22 protein-coding genes and 1 pseudogene are annotated in these 20,797 nt (G+C 55.9%); 11 read left to right on the top strand and 12 right to left on the bottom strand.

Annotated features, from left to right (window positions below; all coding sequences use genetic code 11):
• Window positions 1-24: 24 nt before the first annotated feature.
• A complete protein-coding gene (locus tag TR2A62_RS13380; RefSeq protein WP_009159959.1) occupies window positions 25-405 on the bottom strand; it encodes a hypothetical protein in 381 nt (126 codons plus the stop codon).
• 143 nt (window positions 406-548) lie between these two features.
• Between TR2A62_RS13380 and TR2A62_RS13375 the strand changes: the two genes are divergently transcribed.
• The 3 genes and pseudogenes from TR2A62_RS13375 to TR2A62_RS13365 all read left to right on the top strand — a co-directional run bounded on the left by TR2A62_RS13375 (window position 549) and on the right by TR2A62_RS13365 (window position 2,503).
• Complete coding sequence (locus TR2A62_RS13375) at window positions 549-1,199, top strand: carbonic anhydrase (protein WP_009157418.1); 651 nt, start codon at window positions 549-551, stop codon at window positions 1,197-1,199.
• A 21-nt stretch (window positions 1,200-1,220) separates the two neighbouring features.
• A pseudogene (locus TR2A62_RS13370) lies at window positions 1,221-2,188 on the top strand (sodium-dependent bicarbonate transport family permease).
• 63 nt (window positions 2,189-2,251) lie between these two features.
• Window positions 2,252-2,503 carry a transcriptional regulator gene (locus tag TR2A62_RS13365; RefSeq protein WP_223296169.1) on the top strand — a complete coding sequence of 84 codons (252 nt, stop codon included), beginning with the start codon at window positions 2,252-2,254 and terminating at the stop codon, window positions 2,501-2,503.
• 56 nt (window positions 2,504-2,559) lie between these two features.
• On the opposite strand, the gene TR2A62_RS13360 is transcribed toward TR2A62_RS13365, so the two are convergent.
• A complete protein-coding gene (locus TR2A62_RS13360; protein ID WP_009160070.1) occupies window positions 2,560-3,582 on the bottom strand; it encodes an aspartate-semialdehyde dehydrogenase in 1,023 nt (340 codons plus the stop codon).
• A 71-nt stretch (window positions 3,583-3,653) separates the two neighbouring features.
• Window positions 3,654-4,832: an MFS transporter gene (locus TR2A62_RS13355; protein WP_009158025.1), complete on the bottom strand. Its 1,179-nt coding sequence runs from the start codon at window positions 4,830-4,832 to the stop codon at window positions 3,654-3,656.
• 233 nt (window positions 4,833-5,065) lie between these two features.
• Here TR2A62_RS13355 and TR2A62_RS18550 point away from each other — a divergent pair, with 233 nt between their 5' ends.
• The 4 genes from TR2A62_RS18550 to TR2A62_RS13335 are packed head-to-tail and all read left to right on the top strand — an operon-like array spanning window position 5,066 to window position 8,479.
• Window positions 5,066-5,953, top strand: coding sequence for a metal ABC transporter substrate-binding protein (locus tag TR2A62_RS18550; protein WP_009158680.1), 888 nt, complete (start codon window positions 5,066-5,068; stop codon window positions 5,951-5,953).
• Window positions 5,954-6,796, top strand: coding sequence for a manganese/iron ABC transporter ATP-binding protein (locus TR2A62_RS18545; RefSeq protein WP_009159161.1), 843 nt, complete (start codon window positions 5,954-5,956; stop codon window positions 6,794-6,796).
• Window positions 6,789-7,649 carry a metal ABC transporter permease gene (locus TR2A62_RS13340; RefSeq protein ID WP_009160357.1) on the top strand — a complete coding sequence of 287 codons (861 nt, stop codon included), beginning with the start codon at window positions 6,789-6,791 and terminating at the stop codon, window positions 7,647-7,649. The genes TR2A62_RS18545 and TR2A62_RS13340 overlap by 8 nt, the downstream gene beginning before the upstream one ends.
• Window positions 7,646-8,479: a metal ABC transporter permease gene (locus tag TR2A62_RS13335; RefSeq protein ID WP_009158552.1), complete on the top strand. Its 834-nt coding sequence runs from the start codon at window positions 7,646-7,648 to the stop codon at window positions 8,477-8,479. The genes TR2A62_RS13340 and TR2A62_RS13335 overlap by 4 nt, the downstream gene beginning before the upstream one ends.
• Here the strand turns inward: TR2A62_RS13335 and TR2A62_RS13330 are convergent.
• The 8 genes from TR2A62_RS13330 to leuC form a co-directional block, all read right to left on the bottom strand.
• Window positions 8,476-9,438 carry a DMT family transporter gene (locus TR2A62_RS13330; RefSeq protein WP_009158856.1) on the bottom strand — a complete coding sequence of 321 codons (963 nt, stop codon included), beginning with the start codon at window positions 9,436-9,438 and terminating at the stop codon, window positions 8,476-8,478. The genes TR2A62_RS13335 and TR2A62_RS13330 overlap by 4 nt on opposite strands.
• A 39-nt stretch (window positions 9,439-9,477) precedes the next feature.
• The gene (locus TR2A62_RS13325) at window positions 9,478-10,140 is read right to left on the bottom strand and encodes a methyl-accepting chemotaxis protein (protein WP_150103493.1); all 663 of its coding nucleotides are present in this window, start codon (window positions 10,138-10,140) and stop codon (window positions 9,478-9,480) included.
• 68 nt (window positions 10,141-10,208) lie between these two features.
• A complete protein-coding gene (gene leuB / locus TR2A62_RS13320) occupies window positions 10,209-11,312 on the bottom strand; it encodes a 3-isopropylmalate dehydrogenase (RefSeq protein ID WP_009157788.1) in 1,104 nt (367 codons plus the stop codon).
• A gap of 54 nt (window positions 11,313-11,366) precedes the next feature.
• Window positions 11,367-12,620, bottom strand: coding sequence for a substrate-binding domain-containing protein (locus TR2A62_RS17725; protein WP_009158309.1), 1,254 nt, complete (start codon window positions 12,618-12,620; stop codon window positions 11,367-11,369).
• Between the two features lie 47 nt (window positions 12,621-12,667).
• Complete coding sequence (locus TR2A62_RS13305) at window positions 12,668-13,510, bottom strand: hypothetical protein (RefSeq protein ID WP_009159837.1); 843 nt, start codon at window positions 13,508-13,510, stop codon at window positions 12,668-12,670.
• 489 nt (window positions 13,511-13,999) lie between these two features.
• On the bottom strand, window positions 14,000-14,605 hold the full coding sequence (gene leuD, locus TR2A62_RS13300; protein ID WP_009160348.1) for a 3-isopropylmalate dehydratase small subunit: 606 nt from the start codon (window positions 14,603-14,605) through the stop codon (window positions 14,000-14,002).
• Window positions 14,606-14,768: 163 nt separating this feature from the next.
• A complete protein-coding gene (locus TR2A62_RS13295; RefSeq protein ID WP_009160547.1) occupies window positions 14,769-15,305 on the bottom strand; it encodes a hypothetical protein in 537 nt (178 codons plus the stop codon).
• Entirely contained in the window at window positions 15,305-16,711 is a 1,407-nt protein-coding gene (leuC, locus tag TR2A62_RS13290) for a 3-isopropylmalate dehydratase large subunit (RefSeq protein WP_009159718.1), read from the bottom strand. Before leuC ends, TR2A62_RS13295 begins: the two co-directional genes overlap by 1 nt.
• A gap of 237 nt (window positions 16,712-16,948) precedes the next feature.
• Here leuC and TR2A62_RS13285 point away from each other — a divergent pair, with 237 nt between their 5' ends.
• Complete coding sequence (locus TR2A62_RS13285; RefSeq protein WP_009157425.1) at window positions 16,949-18,367, top strand: mechanosensitive ion channel family protein; 1,419 nt, start codon at window positions 16,949-16,951, stop codon at window positions 18,365-18,367.
• On the opposite strand, the gene TR2A62_RS13280 is transcribed toward TR2A62_RS13285, so the two are convergent.
• The gene (locus TR2A62_RS13280; protein WP_009160492.1) at window positions 18,364-18,756 is read right to left on the bottom strand and encodes a GFA family protein; all 393 of its coding nucleotides are present in this window, start codon (window positions 18,754-18,756) and stop codon (window positions 18,364-18,366) included. The genes TR2A62_RS13285 and TR2A62_RS13280 overlap by 4 nt on opposite strands.
• 146 nt (window positions 18,757-18,902) lie before the next feature.
• On the opposite strand from TR2A62_RS13280, the gene TR2A62_RS13275 reads away from it, so the two are divergent.
• The 3 genes from TR2A62_RS13275 to rlmH all read left to right on the top strand — a co-directional run bounded on the left by TR2A62_RS13275 (window position 18,903) and on the right by rlmH (window position 20,764).
• Window positions 18,903-19,727: a class I SAM-dependent methyltransferase gene (locus TR2A62_RS13275; protein WP_009158197.1), complete on the top strand. Its 825-nt coding sequence runs from the start codon at window positions 18,903-18,905 to the stop codon at window positions 19,725-19,727.
• A gap of 108 nt (window positions 19,728-19,835) precedes the next feature.
• On the top strand, window positions 19,836-20,294 hold the full coding sequence (rsfS, locus tag TR2A62_RS13270) for a ribosome silencing factor (protein WP_083791069.1): 459 nt from the start codon (window positions 19,836-19,838) through the stop codon (window positions 20,292-20,294).
• Entirely contained in the window at window positions 20,294-20,764 is a 471-nt protein-coding gene (gene rlmH / locus TR2A62_RS13265) for a 23S rRNA (pseudouridine(1915)-N(3))-methyltransferase RlmH (RefSeq protein WP_009160774.1), read from the top strand. Before rsfS ends, rlmH begins: the two co-directional genes overlap by 1 nt.
• Window positions 20,765-20,797 lie beyond the last annotated feature (33 nt).

Below are 20,797 nucleotides of genomic sequence, written 5' to 3'. Positions count from 1 at the left end.
CCTTTGTCGTCGACCGCAAGCATCCTAGCCTGCGGACATAGGTGGATCGGTTATTGCATCAAGCGATTGTGTCCCGATCCGCGTCAAACGGGCAACGGTGGCGCCTAGTCCTGCGGTATCAGAAGCCTCGGCGCAGACGGTTACATCCGTCGCCACCGAAACGAGGCTGTCCATTCCGATCTGCGCGGCGATGCAAGACAAATTGTCTGCGTGAACGCCTGCTTCGCGAAAACGACCTGCGTGATAGAGCCTGCTGATCGAGACCAATTGATCCTCGATATGTTCAACGGCACGGACCACGGCGTCAGAGTTACCTGTCGCCCCCATTTTTTCGTAAACCTCGACCAACCGATCAAGATCGATGTTTATGTCTTCTGACGGTTTGAGTTGCGTGACAGTTCCCACGACCTGTCTCCTTCCACTTCACTTACCCCACAACAAATCTAGCCAGTGATGGTTCCCAATTCCTTTCCAACCCTTCCAAGAAATCGCTCGAAATTCCCTAAAAAACGCTCTATGTCGACGGCGATACTATGAGGACCTCCGCAATGAATAATAGCAAACCCCTTCCGTCGTATTTGGCTCAACGCTACCACGGTTGGAAAGCGACGACCTATCAAGACAACGCCGTTTGGTATCGAAATTTGGCCGAGAACGGTCAGCATCCACGTGCCATGGTCATTTCGTGCTGCGACAGCCGCGTGCATGTGACGTCGATCTTTGGCGCGGAACAGGGCGAATTCTTCATTCACCGAAACATCGCAAATCTGGTGCCACCGTATCTGCCGGACGGGGCCAATCATGGCACATCAGCTGCTGTCGAATATGCGGTCACCGGCCTCAAAGTTGCGCATATCATCGTGCTGGGACATTCCAGCTGTGGCGGTGTTCAGGGATGCTATGACATGTGTTCCGGCCATGCGCCCGAACTGGAAGAAAAGACAAGCTTTATTGGGCGTTGGATGGATATTCTGCGTCCCGGCTTTGACCGTACGTCAGACATCGAAGACAAGGCCGCACGCATCCGCGCGTTGGAAAAAGAGGCGGTTCTTACTTCGCTTGAAAACCTGATGACCTTTCCGTTCGTAAAAGATGCCGTGACCGATGGACGCCTCACTCTACATGGGTTGTGGACAGACATCGGTCAGGGTGGTCTGGAATTCTACAACGCTGATACGGATGCGTTCCTGCCGGTCTAATTTTCTTTAGTAGGACAATATATGGATCAGATACTTTCGCTTGTTGCTAGCAATCTATTGTCTCCGATCATTTTTCGTTTGCGTTGGGTGTTGCGGCCTCTCTCGCACGCTCGGATCTCGCTGTGCCCGAGGCTGCGGCCAAGGCGATCTCAATCTATTTGTTGTTCGCAATTGGATTTAAAGGCGGCGTAAGTGTTGCCGATCATGGGATTGATGCAACGCTAGGGTTGTCTTTGTTAGCGGGCATCCTTCTGTCAGCAGTGCTGCCGCTGATCGCCTATGTGTTGCTCAACGTTCTCACATCCCTTAGTCGATTGGATGTGGCAGCTGTCGCAGCCCACTATGGATCAATTTCCATTGTGACCTTTGTTGCTGCGACTTCAGCACTTGAGAGTTCGGGCATCGCGTCCGAAGGCTATATGGTCGCTGTCGCGATGGAAGCCCCTGCGATCCTATCCACACTCTGGTTGATCTCGCGCGGCAGTACAGATGCACGGATGGACGCAGGGTTGTGGCGTGAGATTTTGCTCAACGGTTCAATTGTCCTGCTTGTTGGGGCGTTCTTTATCGGCTGGGCTACGGGCGACGAGGGGCTCAAAGAAATAGCACCATTCATCGTATCGCCGTTCAAGGGCGTGCTGTGCCTGTTCCTCTTGGACATGGGGCTAGTGGCTGGTCGTGGTCTTCGCGGAAGAAACGGGATTTTGCGCCCTGGCATCCTCGCCTTTGGTGTCCTGATGCCGCTGATTGGCAGCACCTTAGGACTTGGTGCAGGTTTGCTCTTGGGGCTTATCACGGGGGGGGCGCTGTTCATGGTGCTGTCGGCATCAGCGTCCTATATCGCTGTGCCTGCTACGATGCGCGTGGCCCTCCCCGAAGCAAACCCATCCATTTATCTGACCTTATCTCTAGGGGTGACATTTCCATTCAACCTGACGGTTGGCATCCCGCTCTATGTGGCGGTGGCAAGTGCTGTGACAGGAAGCTGAACCATGCAAACCCACGACGCCAAACTGGTCGAGATCGCGATCGAAGCGATCATGTAACGCCGCCTGCGCGATGCCCTGACGGATGCTGGTATGACGGGCTATACGATCCTGCCCGTCCTCGGGGGATCTGGTCGTTCAGGTGATTGGTCACGTTCTGGCCAAATGTCGCCTGCCAGCGGCATGGTTCAATTCGTTTGTATCATTCGCGAGGACCGTCTTGATGCATTGCTTGATGCGGCGTTCGCCGTGGTCGAACGGCATATTGGCGTGGTGACGATCACCGATTGCCAAGTTCTGCGCGCCGAGCGGTTCTAACGCAAAAGGGGCGCCCTATTGGCCGCCCCCCCCTTTAATTCACATGATCGCTGGGCTTAGCCCTTTTTGAGGACCCGCGCGCCCAGTGTTTCGGCGATCTGTACAGCGTTCAATGCGGCACCTTTGCGCAGGTTGTCAGAGACGCACCACAGGTTCAGGCCATTGTCGATTGTGCTGTCCTGACGGATGCGGCTGATGAACGTGGCAAAGTCACCCACACATTCAACCGGCGTGACATAGCCACCGTCTTCGCGCTTATCGATCACCATGATGCCCGGCGCTTCGCGCAGGATCTCACGGGCTTCTTCTTCGTCGAGGAAATCCTCAAATTCGATATTGATCGATTCCGAATGGCCGACAAAGACCGGAACACGCACACAGGTTGCAGTGACCTTGATCGAGGGGTCGATGATCTTTTTCGTCTCGGCGACCATTTTCCACTCTTCTTTGGTCTCGCCACTGTCGAGGAACACGTCGATGTGCGGGATCACGTTGAATGCGATCTGTTTTGGGTAAACGCTTGGCGCAACTTCTTGTCCAGGAACATAGACGCCTTTGGTCTGGTTCCATAGCTCGTCAATCGCGTCTTTGCCAGAGCCCGATACCGACTGGTAAGTGCTGACAACAACCCGTTTGATCCGTGCACGATCGTGCAGCGGCTTGAGAGCGACAACCATCTGCGCAGTCGAACAGTTCGGGTTCGCGATGATGTTTTTCTTGGAATAGCCCAGCACAGCCTCTGGATTGACCTCTGGGACGACCAGCGGCACGTCAGGATCATAGCGGTAGAGCGACGAGTTATCGATGACAACACAGCCGGTCGCTGCAGCCTTAGGCGCGTATTTCTTGGTCGCGTCAGAGCCAACCGCGAACAGAGCAATATCCCATCCCGTGAAGTCGAACGTATCAAGGTCCAACGTCGTGAGGGTTTTCTCGCCAAAGCTGACTTCGGTGCCGAGAGATTTGCGGCTCGCAAGCACGGTAATCTCATCGATCGGGAACTGGCGCTCGTCCAGAATATTCAGCATTTCGCGGCCCACATTGCCTGTGGCGCCTACGACGACGACTTTATAGCCCATTTCGGGGGTCTCCTAAGGTTAAAGAACACCGTGCATGTAGCCCCATTGGTCGCGATTTGAAAGAGCGAACCCTAGTCCATTCGATCCTGAGAGAAGGCGTAGATAGCCAGACCGGCACAAACCAGCAAGCCAAAGAACAAAAACAGCGTGTCATACGCCACCGCAGGGCTGCCCGATTCAGAGAGTTTGGCCGCGTAAATTCGCCCTGTAATCACCTGCATCAACCCGGCGCCACCAATACCAAAGAGGTTCAATAGCGTGACACCCCGCCCCGTCAGATGGGCGGGAAAGAATGTTTTAGAGTGGGCGATCATGACGGGGAATGATCCGCCACAGAACCCCACAGCGGCAAACCAAAAGGTCGCGGTCCAAATGCTGGAATTGTCAAATGACCAGAGCGCGAAACACGCAGTAACACCAATCGCATTGCCGACAAAGATGACCCATTTGCGCGTTCCGAAAATACGGTCCAACGGGCCATAGACAAAATTGCCGACCACCATCGCCAGCGCCATGACCAGCGTCGCGGTGCCGATCCGCGCGGCATCAGCCCCAAAGATGTCAGACATATAGGGCCCGATCCACAGTCCGCGCAGACCAGCCGCGGGCGCATAGTTCACAAACATCATCGGGAAAATGAACCACAACGCAGGAATTTTTAGCAGGTCGAAAACGCTGCCTTTGGCATCTGTCTCGACACGTTCGGGGTCGTTCACTGAAAACCAAACGGCCACGGCAATCGCTGCGGAGACCAATGCCAGCCCAAACATCGTTTCGCGCCAGCCGAATGCTTCGACAGCCCACGCCATCGGGGCGGACCCAGCGATGTTGCCCAACGATCCCACACCAATCACAAACGCTGCCATCGTGGCAAAAACTGCTGCCGGATAGGTCCGCGCAAAAATGAAATACGACGCCATGAGAACAGGCGAACATCCGATACCGATTAGAACCATTGCGATGTTGATGTGCATTGGTGTGGTCGCCACGGCAAAAACCAACGCCCCACCCGCACCACCAAATACAAAGAGAGTGGCCGCCGTTTTGCGCGGCCCGATCGTATCCAACGCCCAGCCCACCGGCAGCTGCATGATCGCAAATGTGAGGAACCACAGGCCTGATGCAAAGGACAGATCCTCGGGACCAGCGCCAAGCTCGGCCCCCAGAACAGGAGACAGAACCGCCAGAAAAGCGCGGTAAAATTGGCTCAGTACATAGGCGAGCACGAGCATGAATATCCCGAGCGACATGGCGTCTCCTTTTGTTGCTACCGACGTTGCATGCCCGTCGCGTGGAAGCAAGTGACTGTGCGGCCGCGCGTCACGCGTTACATGTCGTTTAGAGATACGGGAGCTCACACTAAGACTAAGGGCCAAAACGTGTTGATTGACGCGACTCCTATGCGCGCTACTTGCAACTCATTCGCAATTATGATGAGTGTTAGTTGCGAACACTTCGCAAAAGAGACTCATTTGGAGATCCCATGTCCCTAAGCCGCTTCATTGCAGCCCTCATTCTAGCTCTTAGTGCCCTGCCCGCTGCGGCCCAAGACCGCATGAAGGTCATCACGACCTTTACTGTTATCGCAGATATGGCCTCGAATGTTGCTGGCGACGCGGCCGATGTCGTGTCGATCACGCGCCCCGGCGCCGAGATCCACGGCTATGACCCGACCCCGCGCGATATTTTGCGCGCGCAGGACGCTGACTTGATCCTTTGGAACGGGCTGAACCTAGAGCTTTGGTTTGAACAGTTCCTATCAAACCTTGATGACGTGCCGAGCGCGACCCTGACCGACGGGATCGACCCGATCAGCATTTCCGAAGGTGAATACAACGGCAAACCCAACCCGCATGCGTGGATGAGCCTCGACAACGCGCTGGTCTACATCGACAACATCGCTATCGCCTTTGCCGCCAATGACCCTGTGAATGCATTGACTTATGCGAACAATGCAATCGCCTACAAAGCCGAGCTGACGGCGACGATTGCACCGTTGCGTGCTGCGGTACAAAGCATCCCCGAGAACAACCGTTGGCTGGTCACATGCGAAGGTGCGTTCAGCTATCTGATCCGTGATTTCGGGATGAAAGAACTCTACCTCTGGCCGATGAATGCTGACCAAACCGGCACCCCCCAACAGGTCCGCAAAGTCATCGACGGTGTGCGCGACAATGACATTTCGGTGGTGTTCTGCGAGAGCACCGTTTCATCGCGCCCCGCCGAGCAGGTCGCTCGTGAAACAGGTGCTGCGTTCGGCGGTATTTTGTATGTGGACAGCCTGACCAAAGCGGACGGCCTCGTTCCCACCTACCTCGATCTCTTGCGTGTCACATCCCAGACCGTGGCCGCCGGCCTGACGGAAAACTAGATGCCGGGATCAGGGATCACTGCACGGGATGTTGCGGTTACGTACCGCAATGGTCATACCGCTCTGCGTGAGACGAGTTTCGAAATTCCGACAGGCACTATTACAGCCCTCGTCGGTGTAAACGGTGCGGGAAAATCGACCCTGTTCAAAGCGATTATGGGGTTCGTTCCAGTTGCTGCAGGCGACATTCGCGTGCTCGGAATGCCGGTGCGCGACGCGCTAAAGAAGAATTTCGTGGCCTACGTGCCGCAAGCCGAAGAAGTCGATTGGTCGTTCCCCGTACTGGTCGAAGATGTCGTGATGATGGGGCGCTACGGCCATATGAATTTTCTGCGCCACCCCAAACAAGCCGATCAGGATGCAGTGACAGATGCATTGGCGCGCGTCGGCATGTCCGACTTTCGCGACCGGCAAATCGGCGAATTGTCAGGCGGCCAACGCAAACGTGTTTTCCTCGCTCGTGCACTAGCCCAAGACGGCAAAGTCATTCTGCTGGACGAACCGTTCACAGGCGTCGACGTTCAAACCGAAGACGCCATTATTGACCTACTCCGCAGTCTGCGGGCCGAAGGGCGCGTGATGCTGGTGTCGACCCACAACCTCGGATCTGTGCCCGAGTTTTGCGACAGAACAGTTCTGGTCAAAGGTACGGTGATCGCCTCGGGCCCTACAGAAACAACGTTTACCCAAGAGAACCTCGAGACAGCCTTTGGTGGCGTGCTCAGGCACTTTGTTCTGGGTGGTTCTGACCTGCATGACGATGACGACAGTCGCCAGATCCGCGTCATCACAGATGACGAGAAACCGTTTGTCATCTACGGGGACCAGCGCCGCGATGATTGACACCCTGCTGCTTCCGTTCGGCTATTCCTATATGGTGAATGCGATGTGGGTCTCGGCCTTGGTCGGGGGTGTTTGCGCGTTCCTGTCCGCCTATCTGATGCTAAAAGGGTGGTCGTTGATCGGTGACGCGCTGAGCCATTCGATCGTACCGGGTGTCGCGGGCGCGTACATGCTGGGCCTGCCTTTCGCGCTAGGTGCTTTTGCGGCGGGCGGACTGGCCGCGGGCGCAATGTTGTTTCTCAACCAACGAACAGGCCTCAAAGAAGACGCCATCATCGGTCTGATTTTCACATCGTTTTTCGGGCTCGGTCTGTTCATGGTTTCGGTGTCGCCAACGGCGGTCGACGTGCAAACGATCACACTGGGCAACATCCTGTCGATCACACCCTACGACACGATCCAATTGGCAATCATCGGCTGTGTCTCGCTCGCGATCCTGACGCTGAAATGGCGCGACCTCATGGTTGCGTTCTTTGATGAAAACCACGCGCGCTCTATTGGTCTGCGCCCGGACCTACTACGGGTTCTCTTTTTTACTCTGCTCTCGGCGTCATGTGTTGCCGCGCTGCAAACGGTGGGCGCGTTCTTGGTCATTGCGATGGTCGTCACACCCGGCGCCACGGCCTATCTGTTGACTGACCGGTTTCCTCGTTTGCTGATGCTGTCGATTGCGTTGGGCGCAGGCACCAGCTTTGTCGGGGCCTACATCAGTTTCTTTCTCGATGGGGCCACTGGCGGCGTAATCGTCTGCCTCCAGACGGCAATTTTTCTGGCGGCGTTTTTCCTAGCACCCAAGCACGGAATGCTGGCCGCACGCCGCCGCGCCCGTGCAGCGATCGAGGGCGCAGTATGATCGACACATTGTTGTTGCCCTTTCAATTCGAGTTCATGCAGCGTGCGTTCCTGATCGCGATCATCATCTCGCCACCAACTGCGATGTTATCGTGTATCTTGGTTCTCAAGGGGTGGTCGTTGATGGGCGACGCTGTCAGCCACGCTGTCCTGCCTGGGATCGTTTTGGCCTATATCGTGGGGATACCGTTGCTGGTCGGGGCGTTTGTTGCAGGGATGATATGTTCGCTTGCGACGGGATATTTGTCGGACAACAGCCGTGTGAAGCAGGATACCGTCATGGGCGTCGTGTTCTCGGGCATGTTCGGTCTAGGGCTGGTTATGTACACCAAGATCAGTTCGGACGTGCATCTGGACCACATTCTGTTTGGAAACATGTTGGGCGTTGGCGCTGACGATCTATGGACCGCTGGTATCATTGCGGTGATTGTCGGCGGGCTGCTGATTGCACGGCGCAAGGACCTGTTGTTGCATGCCTTTGATCCCGGCCAAGCACGTGCGGTTGGCCTGCCTGTTGCGTGGCTGCATTACGGCCTGCTCGCGATGCTAAGCCTGACGATTGTGGCGACCCTTGCCGCCGTTGGGATCATCCTAACCATCGGTTTGTTGATCGCACCGGGGGCAATTGCGTTTCTTTTAGTCCGCAGTTTTGAGCGAATGATGTGGACCGCAACGATTGTCACGCTGATCGCTGGTGTGCTGGGGGTTTATCTCAGCTTTTGGATCGACAGCGCGCCTGCACCAACAATCATTCTGATCCTAACCATCATTTTTATCGCGGCCTTTGTGACATCAGTGCGCCGGACCAAACGGGCCAACGCAATCGCCTAGTCGGGTTTTGAGCGCCCAGCGCGCATCCGAAGGACAGGACCGATGCGCAGGCTCGTGCCTGTTTCGACCCGACTGCGCGTGCGCAGCACAGGCGTTGTTTCCGAGGCGTCAGAACTGCTCTCACGTAGGACAATATAGAGACCGCTACCGATGATCACGGCTGCACCGATCATCGTGTTCAGGCTGGGTCTTTCACCAAAGAACAGAATGCCAAACCCCGTGGCCCATAGAATTTGCGAATACTGCATTGGGGCGACGATGACAGCTTCGCCAGCTTGGTACGCTTCGACAATCAGACGGCCCGCGATCCACGCAAAGAGCGCAATCACCGCCAGCATTCCAAAATGTTCGATTGGCATTTCGCGGTACACGAACGGCAATGCACACCCCATCACCGCAAAGTTTGCACACATCGGATAGATCAGCAGAACAACCTTGCGTTCATCTTGGCCGATCTTGCGCACTACGATCGAAGCAACCGAACCACCAACCGCAGCCACCAAGGCCGCTGCGTGTCCAAGACTCAAAGGCGTCGATCCCGGCTGTAGAACGATGATGACGCCAGCAAGACCGACGAGCACCGCGATCCAACGACGCAAGCGCACAGTTTCGCCCAAGACCGGGATCGACAAGATCGTGATCAACAGCGGCATCGCAAAGAGGATCGTATAGGTTTGCGCCAAAGGCAGGACCGAGAATGCGTAGAACGCGGTCACACCTGTTGCCGTTGCGGCCACCGTACGGGCAGCCATCCACCAAGGATGCCGCGGCAAAAGCGTGCCGGGCGTCGCGTCGCGCATCATCATCACTGTTGCGAGAGGGAAGCTAAGCAGGACCGAAAAGAAGACGATCTGGATCGGAGAATAAATCCCGCCCAATATTTTGACAAACACGTCGTGTGTCGAAAAAACACCAAAAGCCAAAAGCGCAAAAATCGCGCCGCGTACGTTCGCTGTCATCGGGTCACCCTCTTGCAGACGGTGAAACGGTTACTGCTCTCACGCGGCGCTGTCACGCCCCAACAGTGCATTTAATGCCTCAAGCGAGATCTCGGACGTTTTGGACAACCCGCGAGTTTCTTGGCTAATGATGGCAAAGCCTCGCCCAGCTGGCCCAGCTCGTGCATCTTCGATCGCGGCATTGATGGCAATGGTTTGGATCTCTTGACCGACACGCGACACACTATGCAGGCCCGCCGTCAGGGCCTTTGCTTCTTCTTGGTTAGTATGACGGTTCGCGGCCTCGTAGACATCGCGCAGGCATTCGATAACTGCAACGATCGAGGGGGTCATTTCATCGGTAACCTGCGCCAACAGTTTTGCCGCCGCTGGCACGCTGATCGGTGCGCGTTGCGCATAAAGGTTAACAAACTGGCCATGCATCGCAAGGATCACATGACCGGCAAATCGCGCGGTTTTTCGAAAATCCTCGGCCTGCGCAAGGGGGCCAATCTGATCGAGGTGGACATCGATCCCTTCGACCAGTGTTTGCCGCGCGACAAGAAGGTCGTCTAACCGTTTTGACAACGGAACGCGCTGCATCTCGTCAATCGTCGGGGCAATGAGCCGCAACACGATTTCCGGTCCGTGACTGCGGACTGCAGACACGGGTTCCATCTCTTTCAACAGAGCATGTAGTATTTTTCGGTTGCCGCTTTTCATTTCACCTAGACCCGTCAATCTAATGACCGGTCTCGATGATGAACCTTAATTTTCCGTCAAATCCGGAATTAGAATGCGGCCAATTCTGCGATGACTGCATCGCCCATTTCAGTCGTGGTTGCCGGTGTGCCGTCGCTAGCCTGCATCAGGTCACCAGTGCGGGTGCCGTCTGCCAGAACCTTTTCCACTGCGGCTTCGAGTTGGGTCGCCAGATCGCCCTGGTCGAACGAATAGCGCAGCGCCATTGCAAAGCTAAGAATACAAGCGGATGGGTTCGCTTTGCCCTGACCTGCAATGTCTGGGGCGGAACCGTGGACGGGTTCATAGAGCGCTTTGGGACGGCCGTTGGCCATCGGAGCACCCAAAGATGCAGATGGCAACATGCCAAGCGAGCCAGTCAACATCGCGGCGCAATCCGACAGGATGTCACCAAAGAGATTGTCGGTCAGGATCACATCAAACTGTTTGGGTGCGCGTACCAGCTGCATCGCGCCGTTGTCGGCATACATGTGGGACAGTTCAACGTCAGCATAGTCTGCAGCGTGCAATTCGGTGACGACGTCGCGCCACAGGATACCGCTCTCCATGACGTTGGCTTTTTCCATCGAACAGACCTTGTTGCCGCGACGGCGGGCCAGCTCGAATGCAGACCGCGCAACACGGTCGATTTCGGCTTCGGTATAGCGCTGGGTGTTGATGCCTACGCGCTGGTTGTCTTCGATGTGGATGCCGCGCGGTTCGCCAAAATAGCTGCCCGAGGTCAGTTCGCGCACGATCATGATGTCGAGACCAGATACGATGTCACGCTTGAGCGACGAGAAATCAGCGAGCGCGTCAAAACATTGAGCTGGGCGCAGGTTCGCGAACAGGTCCATTTCCTTGCGCAACCGCAAGAGGCCACGCTCGGGCTTAACGCTAAAGTCCAGATCATCGTAGGCAGGTCCACCAACGGCACCAAGCAGGACTGCGTCGACTTCTTGGGCCTTGGCCATCGTGTCGTCATGCAGTGGTGTTCCATGCGCGTCATAAGCTGCGCCGCCGACCAAATCTTCGCTGACATCAAAAGTCAGACCCTTGTTGGTCCCGACCCAATCGATAACCTTGCGGACTTCGGTCATGACCTCAGCGCCGATGCCGTCGCCAGCGAGAATAAGTAGGGATGGGTTAGACATGATCTGCGCTCCTGATGTGTGTTGCACGCGGGGTAAACCGACGCAGCCTCAGGGTCAAGTTTTGGCGTCGTCGCGGATCACTTGGACGAGCTGTTCAGCCAATAACGTCCAGACCCTGCGAATCCGTGGAGTGTGGCGCATCGCCTCGTGACTGGTCAGCCAAAGAGGCAGCGGTTCAATCTCGATACCAGTTGGAATTTCGATCATATCAGGGTCGGCGCGTCCGACCTTGGATAGGGTAAAGCCCACACCGCAGCCCGCGCGAACCAATTCCCAATAGACTGCCGGATTATCGACCCGTGTCTTGAACCAATCGCGCGTCGCATCAAACCCACGTTCGCGAAGGCCATGGATCAACCGCTCTTCGCGGTCATGGCCAACCAGATCGAGCGCCATCATGTCTTCTAGGCTCTCTGGTTTCGTGGTTCGCGCCAAATAGTCGCGACTGCCAAACAACCCCAACGCCATGTCGCCAATATGCTGCGTCACCACATCAAGCTGGGTCGGGCGGTACATTCGCAATGCAATGTCTGCCTCTCGGAACAGCAGGTTTTCACTCTCGTCAGAGGGCACCAGTTCAATGGCGATCCCGGGCTCGGCGAGACGAATGGCAGCGATGATAGGCGGCAAGACATAATGTGTCGTTGGCGCAGGCCCCATTGCCCCTGTTAGGTAGTGCGACCAGAAGCCCAACTCGTCTGCATTACGTCGCCCGTTTCGATCCTCGGGTCCGTCAAAAACAGGTGGCGTCGCATAGTGCGTCAACAAGTGCAGCACCTGCCCGTTCGGCAACGCTACTGGCACGTCCCAATGGGCCGTACTCGACAACCTCTGCACCTCATAGACCTTGGAATTAGGGAACAGGGCGCCATCAACGATCGGCAGGTTCGCGTTGGGAATGTCCCGCCACACCAGATCTGAAAAGTCCTTGGCCTGCTCAGATACTACGGCCCATCGCGACAGAATGGCCATGCCGTTGTCCCCACTGAAAGTGCCGTATCCTTGGGCATCACGGGGTTCTCCAAAGCGGTCGTTTCCGTCCGAATCGAGATCGGTCATTAAACCAGAATTAGGATGCGCGGCATACCGGTGCCCCAGATCAAGCCCTGCATCGTTCGGCGCGTCAGAAAACGCCCCAAGAGCAGTGCCGCCATGGTCATAGTCAAAGCCCGCAAGAACCACGATGTCAGGCGAAACCTCAACCAAAATATCAATCGTTGCAGTGATCTGAGGATCATCCACTTTGCGAATATCCTGCAACAGCAACCCCGGACCATCACGTGACAGGTCAGATGTGAAAAGGGCCACACGCAGAGTGTCTGCACGCGGCCCTGAAGCTAGAAAAAGACTTAGGATTACGCAGGTACCAAGGCACCATCGCGTTTTGCTGCGGCGTAGGTTTGGCGCCGCTTGTCGCTGATCATTTGCGCCACACGCCCCATCGCAATACCGCGCATGAAGAGACTGGCCGGTAAGAACGCCCATGCTGTCATCGTCCAAATCATCGTCTGCGAATTACCCAAAGTGATGGGATCGAAGAGGTCGGCGGCGAGTTTCATGAACGTCGGGATAATGAATGGCAGCAGAAATCCTAAGATAATGTTAACGCGGCCATCGCGGTTGAGGCGCTCAACAACGTCGGAACCCGCTGTTGGGTCAAAGGTGGGTAGGTTCACCCAGACGTTAAATGTGCTGCCACGGTTTGGCCAACCGCCCAAGCGCAGGCAGATCAGGAAGACCGCAAGCGAGATCAGCGAAATGAGATAGCTCAGACCCGCAGCGGTCCGGATCTGCCCCACGAGCGCGGCGTCCGTATCGGATGGCATCATGAGTACAACCAAACGTACAGGTGAGTAGGGAAAGTCGATGGACTGGCCGATCAATGTGCCAATTGCGCTAAGCAGCATCGTCATCTTGGTTGGGTCAACTGCGCCACGCGCAATAAGCGTCAGCAGCAAAACCGTTGTAAATAAGGCCAAGTAGCGGATGCGATTAAAGGGCGGCGCATCGCGGAATTCAACAAGGCTGGGATAAGTCGATCCGTATTCAAACAGAGTGAACGCCGCAGCAAAGATCGCAACCAATGTGACCGTTTGCGTCGTATCCGACGACGCGAATGGCAATAGGAGCGATGGCATTGCAACAAGCAAAACCACAAGAATTGCGCGCACGATGGCGCCTGTGAGCCGTGAAAACACTGCGTTCTTACCCTCAAAATGGACGGATGCGATACGATGCCGCGCCCTTGTCCCAACTTGATCCCCATCTTTATGACGGGTTGCCTCAATCTTGACCAAATTTTGCCTACTTTCACTAAACGCCACAAGCTATTGTTAAAATTAATGAAAAAAGTGGGGCTGTTTTGCGACTGGGGTGGTGCGCGAATGCAACCATTGCTAGGCGGCAGTGTGACGGTATCGCGTGCGACTACTAAATGATGTGGGGTGTGCGGCAGCGGCTACTAAACAAGCGCTGAAATGCCCGGCAATTGTGTTAACTATTGTGCACGCTTGCAAAAGTTGAGATCGGGTATCCGCAACGCTCGGACAGACCAACCAAGTCCAATACGGGCCCAATTTGCAAGATTTTGCGCTTACACAAAATTAAGGCCCGACAAATGTGCCGGGCCCATAGAGTACGGTGGTGGCGCACGGCTCAAGACCGCAGCCCACCTATGTGCGGAAGGCCTAGACCCAAGGACGGGCTTGGGACGCAGTTGCCTCAAAGCTGTCGATCGCAGTGACCTTTTCCAAAGTCTGGCCGATGTCGTCGAGACCATTCAGCAAGCAATGCTTCTTGTGGCTGTCGACCTCGAACGAGAACACTTCGCCGTCAGATGACGAAACTGTCTGAGCCTCAAGATCCACAGCGATGCGCGCGTTTGCACCTTTTTCCGCGTCCTTCATCAAGACAGCGACCTGTTCAGCAGGCAGCACGATCGGCAAGATGCCGTTCTTAAAGCAGTTATTGTAAAAGATATCTGCAAAGCTGGTGGAGACGACGCAGCGCACACCAAAGTCCAACAGTGCCCAAGGGGCGTGTTCGCGTGACGAACCGCAGCCAAAGTTGTCGCCAGCGACAAGGATCTCGGCCGAGCGGTAAGCAGATTGGTTGAGCACAAAATCAGAGATCTCGTTGCCTTCGCGATCAAAGCGCATTTCATCAAACAGGTTAGCACCGAGGCCAGACCGTTTGATCGTTTTCAAAAACTGCTTGGGGATGATCATATCGGTGTCGATATTCAGAAGCGGCATTGGTGCTGCGATCCCCGAGAGTGTGGTGAACTTTTCCATATCTAGTGTCCTTTCGAAGCGTCGGGATTTTGATCCGCGCCGCCGTGGGTCGAAATTTTGTGTAATTTGCGATTTTTTGCTTCTGAATTACGTAACTTGCGTAATTTCAGAGGCACCGCGCGTTGCGTGGTGGTGTTAGGTCCATTTTCTGAAAAGAAAACAGTCATCCGGTGGCCAATGCGATGCAGCGTGGGTGGGGCGTCATGCCCTGAGCGCGACACATATTATAGAGGTGCGCGAGCATCGGGCGTAGATCGGCCCACGGTGCTGTCGTGTTTTCGATCGCATCAGGTGCATCGGATGTGTCCGTTTTTGGACCCGATTTTTTGGTGCGGGATTTGGTTTGGCTCTGTGTCTTTTTCTGCTGCGCAATCTTGCGAGCCGCCAAAGCGTCAGCCTCAGCACGGCTCCAGATTGTGCTGCGTGCCCAACGGCCAGATTGGGTCGTGCCCTGAAGTGGGCCGAGAATACCCTTGTCTGACATATCGCGCATCAGCTGCTCGGCTTGACCCAATTGGAGGCCAAGCTGTTGCGCCAGCGAGAAGACCAAAAAGTTCACCCGCGACGTGGCGGATGCCATCGCAATACGCATTGCACCTGTCGGATAGGCAGCGCGCGACGCGGTTGCGACGGACACTTTGGGCAAGAGAGGTGCGGCGAGCGCGCGCCCGAGCATTTGCAGAAACCCGCGGCGATGCATTACATCACATCCCGAACGTCGGTCAGGTGACCAGTAAGGGCTGCCGCTGCGGCCATGCCAGGTGACACGAGGTGCGTGCGACCTTTGTAGCCTTGGCGACCCTCAAAGTTGCGGTTCGATGTGGCCGCACAGCGTTCGCCGGGCGCCAGCTGGTCAGGGTTCATCGCGAGGCACATTGAACACCCTGCGAGGCGCCATTCAAAGCCTGCCTCTTTGAAGATATTGGCAAGGCCTTCTTCTTCGGCTTGGGCGCGGACGAGACCCGAACCCGGCACGACCATGGCACGCAGACCGTCTTTGATCTTTTTGCCTTTGAGGATCGAAGCGGCGGCGCGCAGGTCTTCGATGCGGCCGTTTGTGCAGGAACCGATGAACACCGTGTCGATTTCGATGTCTGTCAGTTTTTGACCAGCTGTCAGGCCCATATAGTCGATGGCGCGCTGAGCAGCCTCGACCTTGCCGCCTTCAAAGCTGTCAGGCGATGGCACTGTGGCTGTGATCGGCAGTACATCCTCGGGCGATGTGCCCCATGTGACGAGCGGTGCGATGTCTTCGCCTTTGAGCGTGAGAACGAGATCCCAATCGGCATCGTCGTCAGAGTAGAGTGTTTTCCACCATGAAATGGCGGCCTCCCAAGCAGCGCCTTTGGGGGCGTGCGGGCGACCGTTGCAGTATTCAAAAGTCTTCTCGTCCGGTGCGATCAGGCCCGCGCGTGCGCCGCCTTCGATCGCCATGTTGCAGACGGTCATGCGGCCTTCCATCGACAAGTCGCGGATCGCTTCGCCGCAATACTCGATGACGTAGCCGGTGCCGCCGGCTGTGCCCGTAGCGCCAATGACGGCCATTGTGATGTCTTTGGCGGTCACACCGGGGGCAAGTTTGCCGGTGATCTCGACCTTCATGTTTTTGGATTTCTTCTGGATCAGCGTCTGAGTGGCAAGCACGTGCTCGACCTCGGATGTACCGATGCCGTGGGCCAATGCGCCGAATGCACCGTGTGTCGCTGTGTGGCTGTCGCCGCACACAACGGTCATACCCGGCAGGGTCCAGCCTTGCTCGGGGCCGACAATGTGCACGATGCCCTGACGGACGTCGGACACTGGATAGTAGTGCAGGCCAAATTCCTTGGCATTCTCATCAAGAGCTGCGACCTGAATACGGCTGTCTTCGGTCATTGTCTGAGCGTCAGCACGGTCCAGTGTTGTCGGCACGTTGTGGTCCGGAACAGCAATGGTTTTTTCAGGTGCACGCACGGTGCGGCCTGTCATGCGCAAACCTTCAAAGGCCTGAGGCGAAGTCACTTCGTGGACGAGGTGACGGTCAATGTAGAGAAGGCAGGTGCCGTCGTCAGCCTCGTGGGCGACGTGGGCATCCCAGATTTTATCATAAAGCGTTTTGGGGGACATGGGGTCCTCTCCCTTTTGGTGGCGGTGTTGAAAAGTCGAATGAGGCTCATGCGTCACGGGACGCAAAAGATCATAGCTGAAAGCGCAGCATCATCGCTTCTTTGTAGAAGCGTTCGCGCAATCGGGCGCGGTCATCCATATGAAAACAAGGTGTCATGCGATCATCAGATATAGGGCCGCGCCCGATCTCGCAAGTCTGCTTGCATCATATCAGCGCGGCAGGGCACACTCGACCATATGGGGCCAGAAGAAACCACACTCGAACGATCGACCGAGACCGCCGCTGAGGGGGCCACGCAAGACACGTTGGACACCAGTGCCGAATTTGCCGAACTCGGACTAAGCCTGTTCGAGCGGGCCGAAGTGTTCATGACATCGCTGTTTCGACCGTGGAACGCCTATCAGATTGCGATTGCATTGGCGTTGTTCGTGGTCGCACACCTGCTGCGAATGTGGCTGGGGCCAAAGCTGGTCGATTGGGTGCGCGGAAAAGAAGGCTGGCCCAAGTGGCGGCTGCGCCTGTTCGTGTTGAGCAATCAACGCCTGAGGCCCATCTTTTTTGTGATTCTGATCTGGCTGACCGTTGTTGCCCTGCGTGAATACACGTGGCCATCACGCAGCTATCTTCTGACGGTGATCGGAAACCTTGCGACCGCGTGGCTGTTCATCATCTTTGCCACCCGTCTGATCGGCAATTCGTTCATCCGGACGCTCGTTCGCTATGGCGCATGGGCGTGGGTGACGTTGAACATTGTCGGGCTGTTGCCCGAGGCAGAACAGGTGCTGGATAGCGCCGCAGTCGAGGTCGGCGACACACGGATTTCTGTGCTGCTGCTGCTGCAAGCCGCCGTTATTTTGGGTGCGCTGTTTTTTGGCGCTCGGTTTTTGTCACAAACCAGCGCCGCGCGCATTCAAAAGAACGAAGATATCAGCCCGTCGATGCGCGTGCTGTTGGTCAAGTTCCTACAGGTTCTGCTGTTTGGTGCCGCGTTTTTTATCGGTCTAAAGTCTATCGGTTTTGACCTAACAGGCCTCGCGGTGCTGTCGGGTGCGATTGGTATTGGTCTGGGCTTTGGCCTGCAAAAAGTCGTGTCGAACCTCGTGTCCGGCATCATCATTTTGTTGGACAAATCGATTAAGCCAGGCGACGTGATTTCGCTGGGTAAGACGTTTGGTTGGATCAATTCACTGGGCGCGCGCTATGTCAGTGTGGTCACCCGCAACGGCAAGGAATATCTGATCCCGAACGAAGACCTGATCACAGGTCAGGTGGTGAACTGGTCGCATTCCAACGATTTTGTCCGGCTCGATATCTATTTTGGCACGGCCTATGACGACAATCCGCACGATGTGCGCAAGTTGGCAATCGAAGCCGCCAAAGGGGTCGACCGTGTTTTGGCAACTCGTCCGGCGGTCTGTCACATCGTCGGTTTCGGTGACAGCAGCGTAGACTACATCCTGCGGTTCTGGATCAAAGACCCAACCGGAGGTCTGACCAATATCCGCGGCAACGTCTATCTCGCCCTGTGGGACACGTTTCAGGAAAACGGTATCTCTATCCCATTCCCGCAACGCGAAGTTCGGATGTTGGGTGATGAGATGGGTGACGGCGACGGGATGCCAGATCTGGGTGCCAAGGCCGCAGCGTCTGACTAACCCACCGGCGGCTCGAGGTGTTGTTCGATGTGATCCTCTAGCTCGTAGTAGTCGCCCTTTTGTGCGGTGTAGGTGTAGAGGTTCAACGTTGTGTTGGTGGGGCCATCAAAGGCGCCCAGCGACAGGCCAATCCAGTCCTGAAACAGCGGATCAAAAAACAGGGTCGCGCCGCATTTTTTGAAAAATCCGCGGCGGACCTTTTTAGAGGAATGGTACCATGTGACGTTGTCCTCGCCCGTGATTGTGACACGGTTGCGGGGGAGGTCGACGGACGCGAGAAAGTGTCCGGTTGATTTGCGGCAGTTTACGCAGTGACATCCATCGCCACAGGGCAGATCGCCGGTGACTTCAAAAGTGACGGCACCGCAGAGGCAAGAGGCGTGGTGCATGTTCGGGCTCCTGAACTGCTTCGCAATTGGCAACAATGCCGTATTCTAATCACAATCGTTCAATAGTTTGATCGTCAGCTTGTTTACGCAACCATAAGAGTTTTGAAACAAGCTGGACAGTGAGTTTGAAGACCGTAGCAAGTCGCATGTTACCAGACGTTCGCAATATCAAAGGTATCAAGACACGCCGCATGATCAAGCAAGAGCGGATCAAGGCGGACACGCTGGACTTGTTTGGGGACGAGCCGCCTGCTGAGTTGCTGACGCCTTATGTGATTGCGCCTGAGGATCAGGCCCGCGTCGACGAGCTGCAAAAGAAATACACTAACCGCGAGCGTAATATCCGCCGCTGTTGGAACCGCGTGCAGCTCTATATGCCTGAGTTGATGCAAGGGCCGAGCCACGATGTTTTAGAGTTGTCGGCAGCGCATGGTGGGATGCTCGAGGTTTTGCGCCACTATGGTCACAACGTCATGGGCAGCGACTATGCCAACATGGTGTCCAAGCGGAACGGCGAAGAAATGAGACAGTTTCGCAAGCTGAACGACAAGACATTTGTGCGCCAAGAGGATGATTTTGGTCTACCGATCGACAACGCAGACTGGCCGTACCGCCCGATTTGCGAGGCGATTGATCTGCCGATGACGATCTTTGATGCAGGAAAGACCCCCTACCCGTTTGATGACAAGTCGTATGACTACACTATGTGTTTCCATGCGATTGAGCACTACTGCCACCCGGACGATTGGATGGATTTGGTTGACGAGTTCTGCCGCATCACACGCAAGACTGTGTTCATCATGCTGAACCGTTTGGTGCCCGAATTTCGCGCAAAGAAAGACTACAACGAGGCGTTCACGACGTTCCGGCGCAACATGCGGGACTACAACAAGAACGGCTTTCGCTGTCAGGCAACGTTTGTGCATTGGGACAGCGCGTTGGGGTTCAAGCTGATGGCCACCGGCGACTAACCTGAGAAATCGGAGTAATTTGCGAGAGTGCGTTGCGTCTATGCCGCAACGCAGCGTCCCACTGTGCCACATGGTTGAAACGTCCCAAAGCCAGTGTTAGTTTGATCTATGCCCAGCGTCAGGGTCTTGGTGACGTATTTTAAGGAGGACAATGTCCTGTCTCTTACCAAAGATGCAGTTCAAGCTGCTGAGAGTGCCGCACTGATGACTGGCACACGGGCCGCAACAAGCGAAACGCTTCTTGCTGAAATCCTAACCTCACTTGAAGCCGACAAAGCCGAAGACATCGTGCAGATCGATCTGCGCGGTAAATCCGAAATGGGTGACTACATGATCATCTGCTCGGGCCGTTCGACACGTCAGGTGTCAGCGATCGCTGAAAAGCTGACCGACAAGGTCAAATCCGAGTTTGGGATCTTTTCCAAGATCGAAGGCAAAAGCGGTGGTGACTGGGTGCTGATCGACACAGGCGATGTGATCGTTCACGTATTCCGCCCCGAAGTGCGCGAGTTCTACCAGCTGGAGAAAATGTGGCAGGCCCCTGCGGATGCCGCATCGGCTGACTGATGCGTGTTCATATCTGCGCGGTGGGCCGTCTGCGGGCTGGCCCCGAGCGCGATTTGATAGACGACTATTCAACACGATTTGATCGGACGGGCCGGGCCTTGGGGCTCGGACCGTTGTCTGTGCACGAGGTCGAAGACAAGAAGGGTGGCGGCATGAGCGCCGAAGCCCAACTGTTAGAGCGCATTTTACCCAAGAACTGTGTCATCTGCTGCATGGACGAACGCGGAACAGTGATGACTTCGCCCGACTTTGCACGCCGGATCGGTGACTGGCGGGACGACGGTTGTTCGGACCTCGCCTTTGTCATTGGTGGGGCGGACGGAATTGACCCTAGCCTGCGCGCGCGGGCAGATTTCAAACTAAGCTTTGGCAAGATGGTATGGCCGCATATGCTGGCACGCGTGATGCTGTCAGAGCAGATGTATCGCGCAGCGTCGATCCTGTCGGGATCGCCGTATCATCGCGCTTGACGGATTGGCGGTTTTGCCGCGTCGCGATGTGGC

Source organism: Thalassobium sp. R2A62 (assembly GCF_000161835.1).
Classification (GTDB): domain Bacteria; phylum Pseudomonadota; class Alphaproteobacteria; order Rhodobacterales; family Rhodobacteraceae; genus Thalassobium.
The sequence above is the reverse complement of the archived record's forward strand: the minus strand, read 5'-3'. Positions and strand labels throughout refer to the sequence as shown.